Here is a 23,012-nt window from a genome sequence, read left to right as displayed (position 1 = left end):
TCGTTATACCGTTGAAGCAGACAGTTCAATACAGGTACCTTTGAACAGAACCTTGCTTGCAGGATTATTATTTGCCGTAATGAAAAGCTCACTGCTGTTTTTGACAGTATTCCATTCCGTTGGCGTGAGTAATTTAGGGACAGTTAAATCAGTAAATCGCCCTAATAACACCGTCTGACCGGTATCTTTATTTCGTGCCCATAACATGGCTGTTTCCATTCCTGCATCGGTTGACTGATGACGGGCATTCCATTTCAAGCGAATACTTGATTCCCCTGGTTTGTCACCTTTGTAAGCCATCAGGACAAAGTGGTCGGCCTTTTCTGCGGACGACATAACTGCGATATAGCTGGGCATGGCGACTTGCGGCTTGGCCATAAACAACATAGTGCTGGAAAACAGCAATAACAGTGCCACGCAAGCAAGCGACAATGTTGGCCACTTTCTTGGCCCCAACCATGCCCACAACCCCGGTTTTACTGGTTGTCCCAATGTGGTCTGAATATTTTTCCATACCCATGAAGGGGGCTTATCTGATGTCATTGGTTCCAGTCCACTTAAACGTGAATGCCACTGCATAACCAGCTCATACCAGCTTTCATCTTCCGCCATCAGAGATTCAAGACGTTTTCTGGTTTTGGGGGATAATGTGCCAAGTAAATACTGACTCACCAGATGTTCCCGGATGACTAAATTGCGATATCGACCCGGAGTTAAGTGTCCATGCATTGTTTTAACTCCTTTAGACCGCGCCGTATCCACGATTTGACCGTGCCCAACGGACGCGCCAATCGTTCAACAATTTCCTCATGGGAGTAACCATGGATATAAGCCAACCTTATCGCTTGCCTTTTTTCTTGTGTCAGCGAAAAAATACAGCGATTTAAAATGGCAAGGTGAGCTGCGGTATCGGTTTCATCTTCTTTCCCCACTTCCGATAACATGTCTGCCTCTTCAAAAATAGGATGATGACGGCCATGCTGTCGGACATGGTCAATAGCCAGATTACGCATTAATTGACACATCCAGGCCCAGGGATAAGTCGTTGGGCTGCGGTCAGCAGCAAACCAGACTTTGAGATACCCCTCTTGTAATAGCTCGGCGGCAATATCTCGATCAGCCACAATTTTCATGATCAAGCCGTATAACTTGCGATTAGTTTGGCTATATAAGGTTTCAAAAGCCTGCCTGTCTCTCAGCTTGACCCGAGAGAAAAGTTTCTGTAGTTCTTCATTTGCTGTGACCACAATAACCTCAAACGCGTTATTTAAAGATGAACCAGATGCCAGACATCTTTTATCTGATCACCCGTGATATCACCGGGTTGTTTATCTTTAATCCAAGAATATAAAGGCTGGTCCTGATAGGCCCACTGATAGGTACCATCTTTACGTGCAACAACGCTGAACGGCGCACTGGCTTTGTCATCTTTTTGGGCTGCTAATGGCGGCCAATTTGCGGCGCAATCTTCATAGCATACCGATATCCCTTTGCTGTCTTTAGAGAAGGTATAGAGCGACATATTGTCTTTATTGGCTAAAATCTTGCCGGAATCGGTGGTGTAAACCTTGACCGGCGCCCTATCTGCACGGGCAAGTGACCATATATTCTTAAAGCCCGCTCCGGTAATATCCCCAGGCTGTAGATCTTTATGCCAGAGATAAAGTGGGCGATGGTTCAGTGCCCATTGCAGACTACCATCCGCACGTTTAATTTTATCCAGCCCAGGGAGTTGAGTGGCATTATCTTTTACCAACAACGGTGGCCAAGCCTTGGCACAATCCTTGTAGCAATTGGACAAGTCTTGCTTGTCATTATCGAAGGTATACAGGGTCATACCTTTACTGTCGGTATAAACTTGTCCTAACGTAGTCTCTTTTACTGCGACATCAGAAGCCAGAGCCGAGAATGCCAGTAAGCCGATCATTGCAGGTAGCAAGCGGAGTTTCATCGTTGATATCCTTGTTGTGTGTTTGATTACTCTGATAGAGACGTTCAGGTGATCATTTTGGATGCACTCAAAGGAAAATATTTTTGAATTTATGTTTTTGCTGCAATAGCAGATGAGCTCAATACTGCATAGCTCCTACCTTTGATATTAGGCTAATATACGGGTATACGACGCAATTTTGGTCGTAACTCACTAATGAATATATAAACTTCAGATAGTTATTAACTCCCCACAGATACAAACACCCACATTATTTAATGATATTAAAATTGCAGTACGTATTCTGTGGTGAGTCATATTTCTATATGTAAGCAGTGATTTTTATATGTTTCATTTTATATAGGTCTAGCGCCAGCAATTTATATACTGCCATTCCCCCGTCATTATCTATATTACCAGACCTTTCGCCATGAATGATAATGATTATCATATGCATGCCATTTATTCTAAAAATCAAGGTTAGTTTACCTAGCTTTTAATTTCTTTATTTTTTGATTTTGTGGATTTTTATTTTATTAATGTTGTATTTTTAAGTGTAATAAGTACTGTGAAGAGAGTGCATTTAGCGATTCAGCGTGGTTTCCTATCGGAGCTTTACTTTAAAATGTCTCTTAATAGTTGTTTTCACCCGTTGATCTGAACTTATTAATTATAAAACAGCATGTTAGATTTTATTTACTGAGAAGTAAGTGAGATGGCTGCGGGGTTATTAAACTAAAAAAGACCAATAAACAATCGAATTCCCACAATGGTGTAGGAATTTTATTTTTAATTCGTAGGTTTAATTACCGAAATAATAAGATTATTTTCATTTCTATATGGAAATGGATTATTTAATTCTTTAAATTAAAAACATAATAAGCTGCTAAAATGATCTTAATCCACATTAACGGTTACTTTTCTATATGTAGACGATCTAAAAATCTTCGGCAAAGACAGTATTTAGCATAATACACTACAAACAAACATTGCTTGCAGACCATTGATCTGTGATATCGATGTTTACTAGATGAATCGATCGCGTATACTTCAATCCATAGCAAGAGAGTACAGCGATAAGGACATTTCAAGTTTCTAAAATGCTTTATATACAGTACGGACATTGTGAATATTAGAAACCCGCTTTACTCCTACTATTAAAAGATATTTAAAGTATCGTTTTCGCTACCAAGCATACACATTGAGTTTCGACATTTATTGGATTGTTAAAAGAACTCATCAACTGGTCTTATTGCCCAGCAGCGATAAATAAATATCTAATGGATTCTTGTGGGATAACCACAATCGAATTAACACACAACAGTACCGAGTTATTTAACTCATACATCTATTACTAATTGGAAATTTAAATGAAAAAGTTAGCTATTATTGCCTCAATCGTTGCTGCATTCGCGGGTGTTAACGCTGCTCAAGCCGCTTCTACCGGTACCATCACGTTTAACGGTGAACTGACAGCGTCTACTTGTGACGTATCCGTCGACGGCCAGGGTGCAGACGCAACAGTAGTACTGCCAACTGTCGGTACCAACCAGTTGACTTCTGCTAACCAGGTTGCTGGTAGCACAGGCTTTAACATGGCGCTGAGCGACTGTGCTGGCACCCTGAAAACAGTTTCTGCTTTCTTTGAAGCAGGCCCAAGTGTCGATGTGGTTACCGGTCACCTGAAAAATGTAAGCGGTACTGCCGGTCAGGTTAGCCTGGAACTGCTGGACGGTTCTAACGCCATGGCGCCAATTAAAGCCGGTAACAGCAACCAGACGACCAGCACCACTTATATTGATGCTTCTACGGGTTCTGCAACACTGCCGTATGCGGTTCAATATTATGCTGATGGCGCAACCACTGCCGGTACTGTTGTCAGCAACGTGGTTTACTCTATTCAATACAAATAAGTACGAGTAACACAGAAATATAAAAGGGCAGATATCTGCCCTTTTTGACGATAAGCACTAAAATTAAAGCATGCACACATTTATTAAGTGTCGAGGTTGTTATGAACAGCACTAACCGTCTTTTATTAACTGTATTTTCAGCCTTGTTCTTGATTCTATTTGTCGGACGCTCTGTTCAGGCCAGTGTGGTTATTACCGGCACCCGGGTAATTTATCCGGAAAAACAAAAAGAAGTGACGGTAAAGGTTAATAACACCGGCACCGGCCCGGTGGTATTACAAAGCTGGATTGACAACGGGGATGTGAATGCCCGCCCGGAAACATTAAAAGTGCCTTTTGTACTGACACCACCGATTAACCGGGTTGAGCCGAATAAAAGCCAGACACTGCGCATCAGTTATACCGGTGCGGCGTTACCAAAAGATAAAGAATCTGTTTTTTGGTTAAATGTATTAGAGATACCGGCTAAAGCGGATGCGGGTAGCAGCCAGAACTATTTACAGATGGCCTACCGCTCCCGTATTAAATTGTTCTTCCGTCCTACCGGTTTGGTCGGTAATCCTAATGATGCCGCACAATCTTTAGTCTGGACCAAAGTCCCCGGCGGACTTAAAGCCACCAATCCGACACCGTTTCATGTTTCTTTGGTCACGGTGGGGATAACGGGCAGTAAAACAGCGCCGGTTGAAGGCCAAATGATTAGCCCTAATAATTCGCTGACCTTTTCGTTACCGGGAAATACCGCCGGCAATAGCGTTGATTTTGAATTTATTAATGATTATGGCGCACTCAATAAACTGAGTCAGCCCATTAAACCTTAATTTAATTTATCAATAACAGCCCTACATAGCGTCCGCTGATGACCACATTTATTTCGTGGGGGCGGAATACGTCTGTACACTACGGAATAATTGAATAATGAAACACCCTGCAATCACATTCTCTGCAGAATTGTCTGCCCGTAGTGGTCGTTTAACGCCCGTGGCGGCTGCCCTTATTGCTGCTTTTTTATCGCCGACTGTTTTGGCTGTTGAGAGCGTTGAGGCCAACGCCTCCCCTCAGACTGGCCATTCCCAGTCGGCCGAGTTTGACAGTATCTTTCTCAATACCGAACACGGTGGTTCCGGCATTGATTTAAGCCGCTTCTCGAAAGGGGGCAGCGTGTTACCCGGCACTTACCGGGCTGACATTTATTTAAACAATACCCTGATTGGCAATGAGAATGTGGAATTTAAGGCCCGCGACGATAAAAGTGTCCATGCCTGCTTATCCTCGTCGGTCATTGCCAGTCTTAATCTCAAGACAGAAGCATTGCCGCCTGAATCACTGGCCCCGCTGAAAAAAGAGGACGGCTGTGTTGATCTGGCGTCGCTGCTCCCCGATGCCCAGGTGGCTTTTGACAGCGGCGAACAACGGCTGGATATCGCTATTCCCCAGGCATTGTTACTCCGTACCGCCCGTGGCACCGTCAACCCCGCGTTGTGGGACAGCGGCGTGACGTCAGGGATGTTGGGCTATTCACTCAATGGCTACAGCTCCTCCGCCAACGGACAGACATTTAACTCGGCTTTTGCCGGGATTAACACCGGGCTAAACCTCGGCTCATGGTATTTCCGTCATAACGGCTCGTATAACTGGCAAGAAGACGGTGACAGCAAATACACCAGTATTAACAGTTATGTGCAGCGGGATGTCCCGGCTGCGCTGGGCCGGGTGTTGCTGGGACAATCCAATACCACCGGGCAGTTATTCGATACCGTGCCTTTCACTGGAGCACAATTCAGCACCGATGACCGCATGTTGCCAGAGTCCCTGCGTGGCTATGCGCCGGAAGTGCGCGGGATTGCCCGCACCAATGCGCTGGTGACCGTGCGCCAGAGTGGTCAGGTATTGTATGAAACCACGGTTTCGCCGGGCGAATTTATCATTGATGACCTCTATCCGACCGGTTACGGCGGCAATCTGGATGTCACGGTGCGTGAAGCCGACGGCAGCACACAGAATTTCCAGGTGCCGTTTGCGGCAGTGGCGCAATTGCTGCGCCCCGGTTCGCAGCGCTACAGCCTGACGGTGGGTAAAGTGCGCAATGATTCGCTCTCCTTTACCCCGGGTCTTTATCAGGGAACCTATCAGCGTGGTCTGAACAACAGCATTACCGGTTATACCGGGGCGCAGGCCAGTGAAGACTACTATGCCGTGCAGGTCGGGACTGCGTTCAGTACCCCGATTGGGGCGGTGGCGGTCGACGTGACCCAGGCCAATACCCGCCTGCGTAACGGCAATGAAAGTGGCCAAAGCTATCAGGTCAGTTACAGCAAGGTGATTGCTGAAACCAACAGTAACCTGAGTGTGGCGGCGCACCGCTTTTCGACTCAGGGCTATCTCGATTTCGCCACGGCGATGCAAACCCTTGATGCCGAACGTCAGGGCTATGACGCCAACAGTATCTACCGGGCAAAAAACCGCTTAACCGTGACCGCCAATCAGGGATTACCGGACGGCTGGGGCCAGATGTATATCAGTGGTTCTTTGCAGGATTACTGGAATAAAGGTGGCAGTGACCAGCAGTATCAGGTGGGTTACAGCAACAACTATAAAAGCATGACCTACGGCGTCAGCGTGAATCGCAGCCGCTCCGGGTTTGGCGAGATGCAAAATACTTATCTGGTCAGTATGAGTTTCCCGTTGGGGCGTAATGACCAGCAGAACGTGCCGCAAATGCGACTGGAAATGAACCGCAATGGTCAGGGCAACTGGGGCGAACAGGCATCGGTTTCAGGCAGTGCTGGCGAGCAAAGCCAGTTCAGTTATGGGGCAACCGCCATGAACAGCAACGGCGGGTCGGGGGCCAGTGGCAGTGTCAATGGTCAGTACCGCGGTTCTAAAGCCACCAGTATGGCGTCTTACGGTGGCGGTCGCGACTATCAGAGTGGCTCGGTCGGCATTTCAGGCAGCATGATTGCCCACCCCGGCGGCGTGACATTAACGCCGTACAGCAGTGAGACCTTTGCGGTGGTGGAAGCTAAGGGCGCTGAAGGGGCCGAAGTGTCCGGTTACTCCGGCGTGAAAATTGATTCACGGGGTTATGCCGTGGTGCCGTATCTGAGTGCCTATCAGATGAATGAGATAACCATCGATCCGAAGGGGACCTCTTATGACGTGGAGCTGGAATCCACCAGTCAGAAAGTGGCGCCGAATGCCGGTGCGGTGGTGATGGTGAAATATAAAAGTACCAAGGGCTATCCGATATTGGTGAATGCCACCCAGTCAGATGGCGAGCCGGTGCCGTTTGGCGCACAAGTGTTAGACACCAAAGGTCAGGTAGTGGGTTCTGTCGGTCAGGGTGGTCAGATTTATGCGCGGGTGAGCGAGGAGCGTGGCCGTTTGCAAGTCAGTTGGGGTGAAGGTACCGGGCAGCAATGTTACCTGAACTATATTCTGCCGCCGCAATTAGCCAACGGTAAAGCCAGCGCGATGATGCGGTTTACCTCGACCTGTGTGCCCCAGGGTCAGGTTGATGAGCGCCGAGCCACGACCATAAAAAGTGAGTGATATCATGAATAATATTAATAAAATAATCATACTGGGCGCATTATTGAGTTGCAGTCAATACGCACTGGCTTTGGCGACGTGTACGACTAAAATCACACCGGCGCGGACCTTTGTTGCCACCCTGTCGCCCGCCAGTATTACTGTCGGGCCTGATATGCCGAATGGAACGGTGGTGTATCGGCTTGATTTCAGAGATCCGGGTACCGCGACAGATGCGTTTACTTGCGGTGCGGGGTCTTTTAACGCGCCTCAAACTCTTGAATATACCAGTACACCCACGATAGCCAATTGGAGCGGTACTCCTTTCCCTAATCGTGTTTATCAGACCCAGGTTCCTGGTATTGGGGTTGTTGTGTCGAGCGATTTGAGCAACCAAGCATTACCAACGGTCGCCTACACAACGACTTATTCCGGAGATTCTTTCTTCAATTTTAACGTCAGAATCAATGCGGTACTGTCTCTGATAAAAATAGGCCCTGTTTCTCCTGGTACGATTAACGGTGCTCTTTTGCCGCGCGTGAGATTAAATCTTTCGACGGACCCGACGCTTACAAATAGTACACCGATACCGATTTATAACCTCAGTTTTGGTGGTAGCTTGAATATTGTGTCTCAAACCTGCACTACCCCCGATGTGAATGTTGCGATGGGGTCTTTTGAGGTGAGTAAATATTTTACCGGGATTGGATCGACCACACCGTGGAAAGATGCATCAATTAACCTGACGAACTGTCCCGTTTTCCATGGGTATTTTAATAATAGCTCCTACAATACCTCGCCGGGAAGTGGTGTTACGACAGTGGGTCAGCCTATCAATAATACGTTAAGTGTCAAATTGACCCCAGCGACAGCAATATTGAATTCGAGTAATGGTATTTTTGCTATCGACAGTTCTAATGCTTCAGCTGCAAAAGGCGTCGGAATACAATTGGGTTATGGTGCGACAAGTTCACCGTCTCTTTTGGATTTTTCCAAAAATATCACAGTATCTCTCACCAGTAGTCAACAATCAGTGAAGATACCGTTATCTGCACGATATTATCAAACAGCATCGACAGTCTCGCCAGGAAGAGCCGATGGGAAAGTAGTATTTTTGATTAACTATTATTAATAAATTACGTTAAATAGTGTTATTAGCCTCGCCATGGGGAAATGAATTTTCCATGGCGTAAGGTAAAAGTTACTATTGATAAATCACCTTGAACTTAATACACATGTGGTTTGAGGCCGTTGAGCATTACTGTTATTTTTTATTGTTCTAAAGGGTAGTTATTTTCACGATTAACCACTATTAAACCAGGATGGATAAAGAGACCAGGGACGGTCTCAACGCATACTCTTTGATCCACACCAGATATTTGATTTGCGTTTAACTGTTTGTTTATTCGATTAATCGTTAGATAATCTAAATGTAAAAGGTGATTTATGAGAGATGTTATTATATACAGTGGTAGTGATTTAATTCGGTTTGCTTTAAGACAAATCATCGAACCAATTATTATTAGCCGTCAGGGTATGATCAGTGACACTATTAAAGTGTGTACCACTTTAACTGAATTTGAATCTCTAATTATAAATTCTTTTAATCCCGTAGTGATTTTTGATATCGATAATATATCTATGTTTGATCAATTTCGATTTTTTAAATTGATTGACCAGACGATAAAGAAGAAAAGTCTTATCCTTTACTCTAAAGAAAGTGGCTTGTCAGACGATTATTTCTTTTCAAAAAAAACAGATATTGTCTACCTATGCAAAACAACATCCGTCCCAGAGATAGAGACTGTCCTTTGCGGTTGTCTATATTGTACTGATTATTCATTAAGTGATTCATCTACGATTTATCCGCGAGCAAAACCGAAATCATTAAAGCTCACAAAGCGAGAGAAACAGATCTTACCATGTTTACTGATTGGCATGTCGAGTGAAAAAATTTCAATACTCTTTGATGTCAGTAAGGCCGCGATAAGTGCACATAAAATGAATATATTCAAAAAACACCAAGTAACTAGCCTGACCGCTCTCTATTATAAGTTAAAGAGATTTACTGTCTAATAAGTAAATCACCTTATGGCAATTAAAAACAATACATAATTGAGTTTTGCATCATGTATATTACTAGTTTGTCAAGTAATAATAGACATGAAAAATTTCATATTATGGATAATGCAGTAAATTTATAGGATAACTAAATTACAACATCCATTACATACTGTGATTTTTATTCAAAAAAGTCTCTCTGATTCGCTATCGTACAGATTTTTATATAAATTTATATATAATTGTATCGCCAGTGGAAATTTTTCGCTCTTTGACCTATATTGAAATTGTAACGTTTTATAAATTGATGTTGACTATCCTCTAAATAATGGAAGGTGTTCAATGATATCAAAATTAATCGTGACAATTTTTATTCTACTCACTACAGATATAGTGCAAGCGAGTGGCCAAATTAGTTTTTCTGGAATGATAGTAGAACCTACATATCGAACGGGTGATTTTGTAAAACCACAAGCAGGCATTTATCCTAAAAGATCATTATTAAATGCAGCGTTGAACGTAAAAAGTAAATTATTTAACGTGAATGTTAATTATCTTAATAAAGAAAAAACTTTCGCGATTACTCAAGTAACCTATAAATAATTATTTAAACAACAAAGTAAAATCCCCGCCTTTATTACTCATCATTAAGGTGGGGATTTTATCAGTCATGCATGTATTTTATCTGTAGCAATTCTCTATATACCAGCCACGTTATAGTCTATTTACTCTTCATGCTGAATTCGGCACAAATACTGAGGGAAATTTGTGCTAGAGGGAGGAAATAACAGAAACCTATATTCTTCGCTGCCAAAATGTAGCGTTGGTATACTGGTTTCTGAATAGAATCAGTGGTTGCTAAATTAGTGGTCTGCCAAGGCTGAGTTCAGATTTCATCTCAGATAATAACCACAGAGAAAAATCCCGCATCGCGGCAGTTTCTGTGCGCGATTGTAGCCGAGTTAACCAATACCCACCCAGGCTAATCGTGGTGCTAAAGGGCTGAATGATACGTTCTCTGAGTAACAGATGCGTAAACATGGACGGTGGAGCCAGCGCAATGCCTATCTCTGCCTGCGCCGCTTCCAGCATGCTCACCGAAGAATCGAACACCATTATTTGCTGAGAAGGTGAAGGGACACATCCTCCAGCCGCACTAAACCATGCCGACCACTCATCGCGACGATAGGAACGAAGCAGCGTAAATTTTTGCAGGTCATCAGGCTGGTGTAAACATCCCGCTAACGAGGGAGCACACAAAGGTGCAAGTGGCGCATCGCATAAAAATTGCGACTCAGTATCATGCCAGGCACCATTGCCATAGCGAATAGCATAATCCAGCCCTTCAGCCACCACATCAACACGGTTGTTATGCGTTGAAAGTGAAACATCCACATGTGGATAACGTTGTTGAAAATCCCTCAGGCGCGGCAGGAGATAGCCGGTTGCAAAGGTCCCAACCACACCTACTCTGACTTTCTCACGCATTACCCCAGCGGAAAAACGGTCTAGCGTGTCAGCGATACGATCAAAGGAATCATTAAGGATCGGTAGGAGATTCTCACCTTCGGTTGTTAACACTAATCCGCGTGAAATACGAATAAACAGACGGCAATTGAGGCGTTGTTCCAGCGCTTTGACCTGCTGGCTTATTGCTGCATGGGTAACGTTTAATTCGATAGCAGCCTTAGTAAAACTTAACTGTCTGGCTGCGGCTTCGAAGGCGCGAAGTGAATTTAGGGGAATATAACTGCGTACCATAGGATTATCTGTTAGATTTTCTATTATCAAACACTAAATATAATCGATTGTTATCCATAGTCAATCATCGCAAAATCAGCGACGCAGAAGGAGACACACTGCTTGTTGTTTATCAATCTAAGGAAGATTTTCTAATGTTGAAAAAGTCTGTAATCAATACCTTGGTCTTTACCGCTATCGCAACTTCGCCATTTTATACCTCGGCACAAACCATACTTACGGAGCAACAGGTTGCGGCTATCGTCAATAACACCCTTAAGCCGTTGATCGAACAACAGAATATCCCCGGCATGGCCGTCGCTGTATTTTATGACGGAAAGCCACAGTTTTTTAACTATGGCGTAGCGGATATAAAAGCAGATATCCCAGTCACTGAGAATACGCTGTTTGAACTCGGTTCAGTAAGTAAGACCTTTACCGGAATAGCTGGGGAATATGCCATGCAAACCGGCATTATGAACCTTAATGATCCAGTGACGGAATATGCTCCTGAGCTAACGGGTAGTCAGTGGCAAGATGTGAAAATGCTGCATCTGGCAACCTACACTGCGGGGGGGCTACCTCTTCAACTGCCCGATTCGGTTACAGACCAAAAATCATTATGGCAATATTATCAGCAATGGCAGCCACAATGGGCACCTGGAGTGATGCGCAATTACTCCAATGCCAGTATTGGTTTATTCGGGGCGTTGGCGGTGAAAAGAAGCCAATTAACCTTCGAAAACTACATGAAAAAGTATGTATTCCAGCCATTAAAATTGACACATACTTTTATCACTGTCCCTGAATCGATGCAGTCAAGCTATGCATGGGGATATAAGGATGGCCAGCCAGTACGCGTTACATTGGGCATGCTGGGTGAGGAAGCTTATGGGGTAAAAACCACCACGAAAGATATGGTGAGATATATGCAGGCCAATATGGACCCAGACAGCCTACCTGCCGAAAACGATAAGTTAAAGAAAGCCATCATCGCGGCTCAGTCTCGCTATTTCCAGGCGGGGGAGATGTTCCAGGGGTTGGGATGGGAAATGTATAACTGGCCTATCAACCCACAGGAGGTTATCGCCGACAGTGGCAATGATATCGCGTTGAAACCGCGTAAAGTTGAGCAATTGCTGCCAGCACACCCGGCAACACGGGCATCCTGGGTGCATAAGACCGGTGCTACCAATGGCTTTGGGGCTTATATTGTCTTCATCCCAGAGGAAAATATTGGCATAGTGATGTTAGCTAACAAGAATTACCCTAATCCTGTTCGCGTGCAAGCTGCCTATAATATTCTTCAGGCATTGCGTTGATAGTCATGCCGCACTAACTCCATGATAGATCAGATAAAATAAGACTGACCATAGATTTCACTATGGTCAGTTTAGTGTTATTGCCTTATTTCTTCTCAATCATCGGGCTGTATTCTATCGGCACCCAAGTGTAGCCAACTTTATTTGCCCGGACATGGCCCAAACCAGGGAACGGAAGATGAGCGCCCGCCACCCACAGTTTGTCTTTAGCGGCGGTGGCAAAGATAGCTTTGCGCGTGGCCACTGCCTGTTTGCTATCCGTATCAAATTCTAAAGAGACATTCGGGCGCGCAAATTGGATGGAATGACTGTGTACAATATCGCCCCACACCAGCAAGTTGTCGCCTTTTGAGGTGAAAAGATATGAAGTATGCCCTGGGGTATGGCCCGGCGTTGGCACCACTTTGACGCCTGGTAATAAGGTGTCACCAGCAGTGTAAATTTTTAATTTATTGTTTGCCGCATAAGGGGCAACCGATTCCATTGATTTTTCAAACATTGGGCGCAGTTCTGGCGTAGCTTTACTGGCGACGTCTTTATTCAGCCAGAAATCGGCATCCCCTTTTGACACATACACAGTAGCATTAGGGAATGCGGCTTTACCCTGATTGTTAATACCACAGGCATGATCGGGATGTAGATGGGTCAGCAATACAGTATCAATTTGCTCAGGCTGATAACCCGCAGCACGAATATTATCGACCACAGCACCCAGTGTCGGCCCGAAACATTGTGCGGTGCCGGCATCAACTAAGACTAGGTTGGTTCCGGTATTGATCAAGAAGGCATTTACCGCAGTCTGTACCCCGTTGGTGCTATCAATAAACATACTGGACAGCAGCGTCTGGATATCTTTCTCATTGATATCCTTCAGCAGATTGGTACCCAGCTTTACATAACCGTCATAGATGGCTGTGACTTCAAAATCACCTAATGCCATACGATAGTAACCGGGAACCTGCGTCTGTTGCTGCGTGGGTGCGGCAGCCATACTGATCGTCGGGAAGCCAAGAGGCAGAGCGCAGGCTCCAACAACCATCAGAGCCAGTAATGCTTTACACCGTGGTAACTGTTTCAGTAAAAGCGCCTTCATAAATCTCTCCAGAAGTGAATAACGATTTTTATCATGATGTTATTAATGATAGATAACGCAGAATAATGAGCACCTTAATCAAGATACTTTCTAAATGTTTTATTGTCTTTTAAAAAATTCGGCCGAGGGAGGATTTAGGCGTTAATCTGTGTCGGGGTAGACCTTTCCGAGTTTTGTTCGGGAATATAGGGGGGGGAACAATAAAAAACACCCCCATTAGGCGTAATGCTAATCAGTTAAGGATCACTTGGAGTGATCCTTATTACACCAACTTCCTAACCATAAACCCTAACTACAAACAATTAATATTGTCTTCAATACTGCAATCAGCGTTCTAGCCACGTCAAATTAGCATGGTGGCAAATAAATCCAACTTATTGATATAAAGCTAAAAAACAAACTTTAATGTCATTAAAATCGAGTCTATTCGAATTCTAGCGTCACTGAACAGACTTTATTGTTTCTGCATAACCGCTGTGTTGGAAAAATAAAGTTTGTACATAAGTCCGACTCGGTATATTAAAGTTTGTACACTAATCGAGTGATTGGGAACTTTTGAGTTATTATTTTCTCGGATTTTCAAAAAAAGCAGGCTTGAATGAACACTGCTGTCACTTTCGCTACCTGTAACAGCCTGCATTTATAAATGGAAAAATCTGCAGTTATCGCGTTTTTCAACCCAAATTATCTGCATCTATCCGGGGAGTGGCCCCAGTCATTATCGTACAGGGAAACAGGTTTATCTGGCCTAGGGGGCTTGTTGCAAATAATGAGTGTCGGTGATTTTACTGATAGATGAGCGGGATAATTAAGCTAAAACCGCCTCAATATGAAAGAGCCGATTCATAAAAGCGGATCTTTCCCGCACTCGACGTTCAGGCTCGTCACGGCGTAGCCAAATATCAAATTGACGTTCATTCAGTCGTCGCAATGTTTCAACTCCCTGAAGCGTTGACCCGGCAAGGTTTGGCTGTTTGAAGCCCCCGCCCGCTTTGACTAATTTTTTGATGGGGGCATATTCAATAAACCAACGGTAAATGGTAGAGCGGTGAACGGAAACCCCACGCTCTGCCAGCATATCGCTGACATTGGCATAACTCATCGGGGTTGAGCCGTACCACCTTAAGCACCACAGAATGATCTCGGGTGCAAAATGTTTTCATTTGAAATCGCTAGGGGCCAGGTGGGTTCACTGAAGAAGGGATGAATAGCCTCAGCTTTCATGGTCACTCCATTTTTTGCAACAAGCCCGATAACATCATCAAAAAAATAGCATGTTACCCGACGGAGTATTAGCGCCACAAAGCCACTGACCTTTCCCCCACTAAACGCGGGGGAATACCAGAAAAGCAAAACCAAATTTAAAAACTCAAGACTCTATCGACGACACATTACATGCCTAGGAATATCGGCGTCACTGTAGCTATTGGTAACGCCCGCGATCGAGTCGCCAAGGTAGTGGAAACCAGTGCTGGGGTCAGGAGTGTCGCCCGTCCAGTAGAGGGTGCCGATAAAACCGGAACCAGTGTAGTTATCCATTCGCCCCCATTCATCGAACAATGAACCCACCAAACGGGTACCAAATGAGTAGTTGGTAGAACTCAAGTCAGTGCGTGATGGCTGAGACGCCAGCTGTAGACTACAGAATTCCACAGCATCTGACCAAACAGCCATTGTGCTACCGTTATGTATAAACCATTTCTGCACAGCAAATGTATAGCTTAGTGGACTGCCTCCATCCTTGGGTGTCGCCGTAATGGTCACTGGCCCCGTAGGTTTGCTGTTGAGCTTCACTTGACCGCCACCATTGACGTTTACAGCCCCTGGCTGGTTGGAACTCCAGGTGAAGTCGCTCGCATTTCTGTTCATATTTAGTATGAAGGTAGCCGCGGTAAAACCTGTTTTTGGAAATTCATCGTTTACAGTGAACACATGGCCGTTAACGGCTATTCCGGTAAACATCGAATCCTCCACAAAGGTGGTGCTGACCGTCTGGTTGCTGCCGTTCACCGTGGCGGTGACCACACTGACACCCGGCGCAGTATTAGTCAGTGTCGCCGTAGCAACCCCGTCCACGCCAGTAGTACCAATTACCGTCGTCACTTTCGCCCCGTTGCTGGCGGTAAATGTCACCACCTGGCCCGGTACAAGGTTGTTACCCGCATCCGTCACTATCGCTTTCACTGCATTGGTGGCAATGCCATTGGCAACCTCGTTATCAGTAGTCGCCGTCAGGTTAGCTGCGGTGATTTCCGCTGTGCTGCCGTCCGCCACAAAAGTGGTGTCGACCGTCTGACTACTGCCGTTCACCGTGGCGGTGACCGCGCTTATTCCACTCTTCATATTGGTCAGTGTCGCCGTGGCAACCCCGTCTACGCCAGTAGTACCAATGACTGCCGTCACTTTCGCCCCGTTGCTGGCGGTAAATGCCACCACCTGGCCTGCGACAGGATTGTTACCGGCATCCGTCACTATCACTACCACCGCATTGGTGGCCGTGCCGTTGGCCACCCTTCTATCGGCAGTCACCTTGGCTGCGGTGATTTTTGCGGTGCTGCCGTCCGCCACAAAGGTCGTGTCCACCGTCTGGCTGCTGCCGTTCACCGTGGCGGTGACCACACTAATCCCCGAGTCAGTATTAGTCAGTGTCGCCGTAGCAACCCCGTCCACGCCAGTAGTACCAATTACCGTCGTCACTTTCGCCCCGTTGCTGGCGGTAAATGTCACCACCTGGCCCGGTACAAGGTTGTTACCCGCATCCGTCACTATCGCTTTCACCGCATTGGTGGCAATGCCATTGGCAACCTCGTTATCAGTAGTCGCCGTCAGGTTGGCTGCGGTGATTTCCGCTGTGCTGCCGTCCGCCACAAAAGTGGTGTCGACCGTCTGACTACTGCCGTTCACCGTGGCGGTGACCGCGCTTATTCCACTCTTCATATTGGTCAGTGTCGCCGTGGCAACCCCGTCTACGCCAGTAGTACCAATCACCGTCGTCACGTTCGCCCCGTTACTGGCGGTAAATGTCACCACCTGGCCCGGTACAAGGTTATTGCCCGCATCCATCACTATCGCTTTCACTGCATTGGTGGCAATGCCATTGGCAACCTCATTATCGGCAGTCGCCGTCAGGTTCACTGCTGCAACAGTGCTAGGCATAACAGTGATCTGCGCTGTCGCACGTAATGACACATTACCTTGGATGTCATGAGCCACTGCACTTAACGTATAGGCATTACTACCACTCCGCGTTAGCCGATGTGATGGTAATCCTACTACAACAGCGTGCGCAGATACCGGTGAGAGAGAACCTCCTGCCGCTATCAAGGCAGAACTGTCCCACTCAATACGCTCAAGGCCATGTCGGGTGAATACCTCTGCACTCAATGGAACGCTTGTCCCCCCCTCACCGCTTATCATAGCCGGAAGGGTCAGGTGTATCACCTTCTGTTCCTGATAATTCAGCACAATATTGTTGTTACGCTCGACTAAATCATAACGACTACCCGCCAAAGTGCGCGTTGCTGCCACGGCTGATGGACTGATATGAGATTGCCAAGATTCACCCAGTCGGTAATTTAGCTGCAAGTTAATGTTGCTGTCGTTTTTACTGCCTTTACCGGCGCGATGTTCAGCTCCAATAGTTACTAATGGTATAGGGGTGTAATTTACACCCGCAGTAATGGCATAGGGGTTTTTCTGGCGGTTATCTTTGCCAAACAAGGCCACATCATCACCACGGTATTTTTCATACATGACCTTGCCGCCAAGTTGGGGATGAGAGGGTAAATAAGTTTCTGCCCGCACATCATAGCCGTTGGCAGGCCGTTCTTTATAGTCAGCAAAATCCCGTGAATGATGCCAATCGGTGGTACCGAAGTAACTGTTACCCGAGAACTTCAGGTAGTCGGTCCAAGCCTCTGCGCCTACCCCAACCCGCCGGTTTTTGCCTGTAACATCATTATCAAAAAACGCATTAGCCCCATACATCCAGCTATTCTGGAAAGTACGCACTCCAGCACCAACGTTAACGGTGTTACGATCGTCTTTATTTCGGGCACCCAATTGGGTAAAAAGTAGGGATTTCTGATTATCATAAAGTGGAACCAGTACATCGACCATACTGCCATCCAGCTTAAAATCTTCATTAACATTCATTTGTACCCGGGCGGTACCAAACTGGCTCAGCAACTGCTGCGTGGAGTTGTTTAATTCATTGTTGGCAGCTGAGTTGAGCATGCGCTCACCAGATTTTACTGCATTGCCATTAGATAATGCGACAGCACCGGTCTGGGCATAACCGGCCAGCTTATTATTTATGTGAATATCAGCATGTGAATAACTTTCATCACTAATGGATAACGAAGGCAGCTTACCGGAAACATCAATTTCATCCCCTAACTTGGCGACAGTATTAATGTTTTTACCGGTCTGCAAAATATAAGACTCTGTAACCGTATTGACTTGCGAAGTATACGAAGAAGACGCGACAACCGTAGATGAAAATGCCAAACTCAAAGGAAACAGTAACTGAAACAGGATATTAATCCACGCAATAATCCTGAACGTTTGTGGTAGTGCGGATGCCCGCGTGAACCCATGACTCGAGGGTGTTTTTAGTGATTTCGTCCAAAAAAAATTACGCAATTTATTATATTCAGCCGATTAAAAATACCGTCACATAACCTCGCGATTTAATCAATATTGCATAAATCTCGTTTGATATTGTAGAGTGACGAAAATTTTTTAGTGTTAGTTTCCTACCCCCCCACGGAATCAGGTGAGTAACGATAAACTACCGTATCTATATTGCTAGATTCGACACTGATCGGTAGTTTCATTACCTATGATGCATCAGACAGCCCCGAACAATTAGTGAACCCATCTTATTCAGGTTTAATAAAATTAATAAGAACCAATGAGTTGATGTTTTATTAACAAGGGGGTGCCCCAACACTGACGGATGGTTGCATGTATAACAAGAAAAGGTTGTGTTGTATTAAGACGCAGCAGAGCCATATTAACTGCCTGCCAAATATGAGAGGAGCCGGATCACTTAAGATGACCGACCGAAGAAAAATTAACTTTCCTTCTCAATCAATAACGCTTCCAGCAAATCTAAATCATGCAACAATTTTTGCAGGGTTTCATTGCTGATTTTTTGCGTCGCACGTAAGTGATATAATTCACCACGCTCAGACGGGCTTGTTGCAAAAAATGGAGTGACCATGAAAGCTGAGGCTATTCATCCCTTCTTCAGTGAACCCACCTGGCCGCCTAGCGATTTCAAATGAAAACATTTTGCACCCGAGATCATTCTGTGGTGCTTACGGTGGTACGGCTCAACCCCGATGAGTTATGCCAATGTCAGCGATATGCTGGCAGAGCGTGGGGTTTCCGTTCACCGCTCTACCATTTACCGTTGGTTTATTGAATATGCCCCCATCAAAAAATTAGTCAAAGCGGGCGGGGGCTTCAAACGGCCAAACCTTGCCGGGTCAACGCTTCAGGGAGTTGAAACATTGCGACGACTGAATAAAGGTCAATTTGATATTTGGCTACGCCGTGACGAGCCTGAACGTCGAGTGCGGGAAAGATCCGCCTTTATGAATCGGCTCTTTCATATTGAGGCGGTTTTAGCTTAATTATCCCGCTCATCTATCAGTAAAATCACCGACGCTCATTATTTGCAACAAGCCCACTTGATGGACTAACTATAGCTTGGTGTACAAACTTTATTATTCCAGAACAACCGCCAATGCCTGCGCACAGGCCCAGGCAGAGCTCCAGGCCCATTGGAAGTTATAGCCACCCAACCAGCCAGTGACATCAACAACCTCGCCAATAAAGTACATTCCAGGCACTTTATGGGCCTCCATTGTCTTAGAGGAGAGCTCTTGGGTGTCAACACCACCAAGAGTGACCTCAGCAGTACGGTAGCCCTCGGTGCCATTGGGCTGCACTCGCCATTGTTGAAGATTGGCGACTAACGCGGCCTGCTGCGGCGCGTTTAATTGCTTCAGGGTAACGTCTGGCAGTTGCTCCAAGGTCTGAAGGCACTCCACCAGCCGCTTAGGTAACCGTTGAGCCAGAGTATTTTTCAGTGTCTGATTAGGGTGGTTTTTTCGCTCACTGTTTAGAAAATCATCTAAATCAGTATCAGGAAGTAAGTTAATGCTCACATACTCACCAGCCTGCCAATAGCTTGAAAGTTGTAAAATTGCTGGGCCAGAAAGCCCACGGTGAGTAAACAAAATACTCTCACGGAAGCTAACGCCATTTTCGGCGGTGACCACCGCAGGCACGGAAACCCCAGATAATGTTTGCAGGTGCTCCAGCAGCGGTTTGTGCAAGGTGAACGGGACTAATGCCGCACGGGTAGGGAGGACTTTCAAGCCAAACTGTTCTGCCAACTTATAGCCGAACGGTGAAGCACCAAGTCCGGGCATAGAGAGTCCGCCAGAGGCGACGACAAGTGAGTTAGTGCTCACTTCCAAATTATTAATTTGTAATACGAAACCGGTGCCGCTTTTTTCAACCGACAAAACATCGCTACGCAACCGAATCGTGACTTGCCCCAGCTCACACTCTTTCAGTAATAGTTCAACCACCTGCTGAGCAGAGTCATCGCAGAACAACTGCCCTAGCGCTTTCTCATGCCAGGCAATGCCATAGCGATTCATCAGATCGATGAAATCCCATTGGGTATAACGCGCCAAGGCAGATTTACAGAAGTGAGGATTCTGTGACAGATACGCGGCAGGCTCTGCAAAGAGATTGGTAAAATTACAGCGGCCACCACCAGACATCAGTATTTTGCGCCCCGCCTTTTTGCCGTTATCGACCAACAACACCCGACATCCGGCTTGTCCAGCCTGAGCGGCACAAAATAGCCCCGCAGCACCTGCACCTATCACTACCACATCAAACTGTTCCACACTTGGCCTCACTGAGTAAAATCATCATCGCTGCAAAATTGCCCGCTTTTGGCTGATTATTATATTATTTAGCGCATTCAACCGACAAATTGGCGGCGGGAGATTGTAAGTCGCTCGCAGGAATATCGCTATAGTAAGAAAATGTCTCATACAGTAAAACTAAGTAACCTGCTGATATAACATGCATATGTTGCTCAATAAGACGAATTCGTCTGCGGTCATGTCAAAAAAAGGTCATATTTTCCTTTTCCCCACCCCCCATTGTCACTGATAATGCGCCGCGTTCATGTCCACAAACTGGCGTAACGCTTATGCTACATCTTTTCGCTGGCCTGGATTTCCATACCGGCCTAATGTTAGTTCTTGCTTTGTTGTTCGTGCTGTTTTACGAAGCCATCAATGGTTTTCATGATACAGCCAATGCGGTCGCGACCGTAATCTATACCCGTGCCATGCGTTCACAGGTTGCTGTTGTGATGGCAGGGGTGTTTAACTTCCTCGGCGTGATGCTGGGCGGTTTGAGCGTGGCTTATGCTATCGTTCACTTATTGCCTACTGATCTGCTGTTAAACGTCAGTTCGGCGCATGGGTTGGCTATGGTCTTCTCTATGCTACTGGCGGCGATTATCTGGAATTTGGGCACTTGGTATTTCGGTATCCCGGCTTCCAGCTCTCATACGCTAATTGGTGCAATCATCGGTATTGGTTTAACCAATGCATTAATGACCAGTACATCTGTTGTAGATGCACTGAACGTTCCTAAGATGATTCAAATCTTCCTGTCATTAATCTTATCCCCAATTGTGGGTCTGGTTATTGCCGGTTTGATGGTGTTCCTGCTACGTCGTTACTGGAACGGGTCCAAGAAACAGCAACGTATTCACCTGACACCTGCTGAACGTGAAAAGAAAGACGGTAAACGTAAACCGCCCTTCTGGACCCGTACTGCGCTGATTCTATCGGCTATCGGTGTGAGTTTCTCTCATGGCGCTAACGATGGTCAGAAAGGGATTGGCTTGATCATGCTGGTATTAATCGGCGTGGCTCCGGCTGGGTTCGTCGTGAATATGAATGCAACCGGTTATGATATTGCCCGCACCCGCGATGCAGTGACCCATCTGCAACAATATTATCAGCAACATGTTGAGGTGTTACCTCATGCTGTCGCGCTGAAACCGCTGGTACCTGCACCAGAAACATTGCCGAATACACCGGCACAGTTCCATTGTGATAGCTCACGCGCCATGATTGCCATTGATCATGCCCAAACGTTGCTGGCTAATCTGCAAAGCTATGACGATCTGACGGTTGATCAACGCAGCCATATGCGTCGCTTGCTGATGTGTGTTGCCGAAACCGCAGGGACTGTTGCCAAACTGCCTGAAACCAGTGCTGAAGACCGCCGTTTCCTCAATAATCTGCGTACAGATTTGTTGGAAACTGTGGAATATGCACCGACCTGGATCATCGTTGCCGTCGCTCTGGCCCTCTCTTTGGGTACCATGATTGGCTGGAAACGTGTGGCAGTCACCATCGGTGAGAAAATCGGTAAGAAAGGCATGACTTACGCGCAAGGGGTTTCTGCCCAGATGACTGCGGCGGTTTCCATCGGTATTGCGAGTTATACCGGTATGCCAGTATCGACAACGCAAGTGCTCTCTTCCGCAGTTGCCGGGACCATGTTGGTTGATGGCGGTGGTGTTCAGAGTAAAACGGTGAAGAACATTATGTTGGCGTGGGTATTAACCTTACCAATATCTATTCTTCTTTCCGGTGGGTTGTACTGGGTGGCTCTAAGATTCATTTAAACCCAGCGAAACGTATTACTATCATAGTGCGCCTCAACCTAGCACTGTGATAAGACCGGGCAGTAAACATATTGAACGGTTACGGTAAATAAAAAAGGCGGCCTTATCAGGTCGCCTTTTTAAATGCTTCTCTGCCAATAATTCATACTAATACCACAACATTAAACCCACCAGACTGACCACTACCAATCCACATAATGCACTGGTCAGTATAAATTGCCCACGTAGCCTCTCACAGCGGCGAATAAACTCAGGATCGTGGTGATCAAGATAACGTTGGGCGAAGATGTAACCCACTAATCTAATTTGTTTGCTCGGCTGACCGTGGGAGGTAAAAAAGCCACCACCATCAACATATTGATACAGCAACGGGTCGCAGCCACGTAATACCACTAACAAAGCACGCAGAGATGAATAATAACGTGCCATATTAATCACACATACCACACATAAAGCCCAAAAAAGCGCGACGGTACTGATCATAATTATCCTCCCAGCGATATCTCACACATTGGGTCAATCACCTGAACCTCTGTGCCATCGCTTACTCTAGCCGATACAAACACCCCCAGGGCCTCAAAAAACACCCCCTATCGTCCGCTTTCTGACTATGCTCGATACGTTGTTCGTTCGACACAGTATCCGAACGTGTAGGACTCCCTTTATCAGTGTAGGAAAT

Annotated in this window: 19 protein-coding genes; 9 read left to right on the top strand and 10 right to left on the bottom strand. The window is 46.0% G+C overall.

The window, feature by feature from the left end; all coding sequences use genetic code 11:
- Positions 1-3: 3 nt before the first annotated feature.
- Genes V1953_RS00685 through V1953_RS00675 form a run of 3 tightly spaced genes read right to left on the bottom strand, consistent with a single transcriptional unit; the run spans position 4 to position 1,951 of the window.
- Positions 4-729 (bottom strand): hypothetical protein, encoded by a 726-nt coding sequence (locus tag V1953_RS00685; protein WP_083161311.1) that lies wholly within the window; start codon positions 727-729, stop codon positions 4-6.
- On the bottom strand, positions 714-1,247 hold the full coding sequence (locus tag V1953_RS00680) for an RNA polymerase sigma factor (protein ID WP_083161313.1): 534 nt from the start codon (positions 1,245-1,247) through the stop codon (positions 714-716). The genes V1953_RS00685 and V1953_RS00680 overlap by 16 nt, the downstream gene beginning before the upstream one ends.
- A 20-nt stretch (positions 1,248-1,267) precedes the next feature.
- A complete protein-coding gene (locus tag V1953_RS00675) occupies positions 1,268-1,951 on the bottom strand; it encodes a hypothetical protein (RefSeq protein ID WP_083161315.1) in 684 nt (227 codons plus the stop codon).
- Positions 1,952-3,300: 1,349 nt separating this feature from the next.
- On the opposite strand from V1953_RS00675, the gene V1953_RS00670 reads away from it, so the two are divergent.
- The 6 genes from V1953_RS00670 (at position 3,301) to V1953_RS00645 (ending at position 10,038) form a co-directional block, all read left to right on the top strand.
- Positions 3,301-3,843 (top strand): fimbrial protein, encoded by a 543-nt coding sequence (locus V1953_RS00670; RefSeq protein WP_442850563.1) that lies wholly within the window; start codon positions 3,301-3,303, stop codon positions 3,841-3,843.
- Between the two features lie 101 nt (positions 3,844-3,944).
- Positions 3,945-4,664 carry a fimbrial biogenesis chaperone gene (locus V1953_RS00665; RefSeq protein ID WP_442847457.1) on the top strand — a complete coding sequence of 240 codons (720 nt, stop codon included), beginning with the start codon at positions 3,945-3,947 and terminating at the stop codon, positions 4,662-4,664.
- A gap of 97 nt (positions 4,665-4,761) precedes the next feature.
- Positions 4,762-7,395, top strand: coding sequence for a fimbria/pilus outer membrane usher protein (locus V1953_RS00660; protein WP_442850562.1), 2,634 nt, complete (start codon positions 4,762-4,764; stop codon positions 7,393-7,395).
- Positions 7,396-7,399: 4 nt separating this feature from the next.
- Positions 7,400-8,506, top strand: coding sequence for a fimbrial protein (locus V1953_RS00655; protein ID WP_442850561.1), 1,107 nt, complete (start codon positions 7,400-7,402; stop codon positions 8,504-8,506).
- Between the two features lie 314 nt (positions 8,507-8,820).
- On the top strand, positions 8,821-9,450 hold the full coding sequence (locus V1953_RS00650; RefSeq protein WP_442850560.1) for a LuxR C-terminal-related transcriptional regulator: 630 nt from the start codon (positions 8,821-8,823) through the stop codon (positions 9,448-9,450).
- A 327-nt stretch (positions 9,451-9,777) separates the two neighbouring features.
- The gene (locus V1953_RS00645; RefSeq protein ID WP_442850559.1) at positions 9,778-10,038 is read left to right on the top strand and encodes a hypothetical protein; all 261 of its coding nucleotides are present in this window, start codon (positions 9,778-9,780) and stop codon (positions 10,036-10,038) included.
- Between the two features lie 255 nt (positions 10,039-10,293).
- Here V1953_RS00645 and ampR read toward each other — a convergent pair whose 3' ends face one another.
- Positions 10,294-11,196: a LysR family transcriptional regulator AmpR gene (gene ampR, locus V1953_RS00640; protein ID WP_083161317.1), complete on the bottom strand. Its 903-nt coding sequence runs from the start codon at positions 11,194-11,196 to the stop codon at positions 10,294-10,296.
- 134 nt (positions 11,197-11,330) lie between these two features.
- Here ampR and ampC point away from each other — a divergent pair, with 134 nt between their 5' ends.
- Positions 11,331-12,497: a class C beta-lactamase gene (gene ampC / locus V1953_RS00635; RefSeq protein WP_083161319.1), complete on the top strand. Its 1,167-nt coding sequence runs from the start codon at positions 11,331-11,333 to the stop codon at positions 12,495-12,497.
- 85 nt (positions 12,498-12,582) lie between these two features.
- Here ampC and V1953_RS00630 read toward each other — a convergent pair whose 3' ends face one another.
- The 4 genes from V1953_RS00630 to V1953_RS00615 form a co-directional block, all read right to left on the bottom strand.
- Entirely contained in the window at positions 12,583-13,590 is a 1,008-nt protein-coding gene (locus tag V1953_RS00630) for an MBL fold metallo-hydrolase (RefSeq protein WP_083161321.1), read from the bottom strand.
- An 808-nt stretch (positions 13,591-14,398) separates the two neighbouring features.
- Positions 14,399-14,731, bottom strand: a complete 333-nt coding sequence (locus V1953_RS00625; RefSeq protein WP_442851290.1) for a hypothetical protein — start codon at positions 14,729-14,731, stop codon at positions 14,399-14,401.
- Positions 14,732-14,967: 236 nt separating this feature from the next.
- Positions 14,968-18,024: an inverse autotransporter beta domain-containing protein gene (locus V1953_RS00620; RefSeq protein ID WP_442850558.1), complete on the bottom strand. Its 3,057-nt coding sequence runs from the start codon at positions 18,022-18,024 to the stop codon at positions 14,968-14,970.
- A 643-nt stretch (positions 18,025-18,667) separates the two neighbouring features.
- Entirely contained in the window at positions 18,668-18,817 is a 150-nt protein-coding gene (locus V1953_RS00615; protein WP_193784877.1) for a hypothetical protein, read from the bottom strand.
- Positions 18,818-18,899: 82 nt separating this feature from the next.
- Between V1953_RS00615 and V1953_RS00610 the strand changes: the two genes are divergently transcribed.
- Positions 18,900-19,232 carry a hypothetical protein gene (locus tag V1953_RS00610; protein WP_442851289.1) on the top strand — a complete coding sequence of 111 codons (333 nt, stop codon included), beginning with the start codon at positions 18,900-18,902 and terminating at the stop codon, positions 19,230-19,232.
- 93 nt (positions 19,233-19,325) lie between these two features.
- Here the strand turns inward: V1953_RS00610 and V1953_RS00605 are convergent, their stop codons facing one another.
- Positions 19,326-20,525: an NAD(P)/FAD-dependent oxidoreductase gene (locus V1953_RS00605; protein WP_372568472.1), complete on the bottom strand. Its 1,200-nt coding sequence runs from the start codon at positions 20,523-20,525 to the stop codon at positions 19,326-19,328.
- A gap of 311 nt (positions 20,526-20,836) precedes the next feature.
- Here V1953_RS00605 and pitA point away from each other — a divergent pair, with 311 nt between their 5' ends.
- The gene (pitA, locus tag V1953_RS00600; protein ID WP_083161331.1) at positions 20,837-22,333 is read left to right on the top strand and encodes an inorganic phosphate transporter PitA; all 1,497 of its coding nucleotides are present in this window, start codon (positions 20,837-20,839) and stop codon (positions 22,331-22,333) included.
- Positions 22,334-22,480: 147 nt separating this feature from the next.
- On the opposite strand, the gene uspB is transcribed toward pitA, so the two are convergent.
- Positions 22,481-22,816 (bottom strand): universal stress protein UspB, encoded by a 336-nt coding sequence (gene uspB, locus V1953_RS00595; RefSeq protein WP_005187112.1) that lies wholly within the window; start codon positions 22,814-22,816, stop codon positions 22,481-22,483.
- Positions 22,817-23,012: the final 196 nt, after the last annotated feature.

It is taken from the genome of Yersinia sp. 2541 StPb PI, assembly GCF_052217145.1.
Taxonomy (GTDB): domain Bacteria; phylum Pseudomonadota; class Gammaproteobacteria; order Enterobacterales; family Enterobacteriaceae; genus Yersinia; species Yersinia enterocolitica_E.
Note: the sequence above shows the minus strand (reverse complement) of the source record. Positions and strands in the feature narration are given on the sequence as shown.

Bases quoted from the DNA above. Each gene is read 5' to 3' on its own strand.
- V1953_RS00670 (WP_442850563.1), top strand. From the start codon at position 3,301: ATGAAAAAGTTAGCTATTATTGCCTCAATCGTTGCTGCATTCGCGGGT.
- ampC (WP_083161319.1), top strand. From the start codon at position 11,331: ATGTTGAAAAAGTCTGTAATCAATACCTTGGTCTTTACCGCTATCGCA.
- V1953_RS00630 (WP_083161321.1), bottom strand. From the start codon at position 13,590: ATGAAGGCGCTTTTACTGAAACAGTTACCACGGTGTAAAGCATTACTG.
- ampR (WP_083161317.1), bottom strand. From the start codon at position 11,196: ATGGTACGCAGTTATATTCCCCTAAATTCACTTCGCGCCTTCGAAGCC.
- V1953_RS00645 (WP_442850559.1), top strand. From the start codon at position 9,778: ATGATATCAAAATTAATCGTGACAATTTTTATTCTACTCACTACAGAT.
- uspB (WP_005187112.1), bottom strand. From the start codon at position 22,816: ATGATCAGTACCGTCGCGCTTTTTTGGGCTTTATGTGTGGTATGTGTG.
- V1953_RS00650 (WP_442850560.1), top strand. From the start codon at position 8,821: ATGAGAGATGTTATTATATACAGTGGTAGTGATTTAATTCGGTTTGCT.
- V1953_RS00660 (WP_442850562.1), top strand. From the start codon at position 4,762: ATGAAACACCCTGCAATCACATTCTCTGCAGAATTGTCTGCCCGTAGT.
- V1953_RS00685 (WP_083161311.1), bottom strand. From the start codon at position 729: ATGCATGGACACTTAACTCCGGGTCGATATCGCAATTTAGTCATCCGG.
- V1953_RS00655 (WP_442850561.1), top strand. From the start codon at position 7,400: ATGAATAATATTAATAAAATAATCATACTGGGCGCATTATTGAGTTGC.
- V1953_RS00615 (WP_193784877.1), bottom strand. From the start codon at position 18,817: ATGGTCACTCCATTTTTTGCAACAAGCCCGTCTGAGCGTGGTGAATTA.
- pitA (WP_083161331.1), top strand. From the start codon at position 20,837: ATGCTACATCTTTTCGCTGGCCTGGATTTCCATACCGGCCTAATGTTA.
- V1953_RS00665 (WP_442847457.1), top strand. From the start codon at position 3,945: ATGAACAGCACTAACCGTCTTTTATTAACTGTATTTTCAGCCTTGTTC.
- V1953_RS00675 (WP_083161315.1), bottom strand. From the start codon at position 1,951: ATGAAACTCCGCTTGCTACCTGCAATGATCGGCTTACTGGCATTCTCG.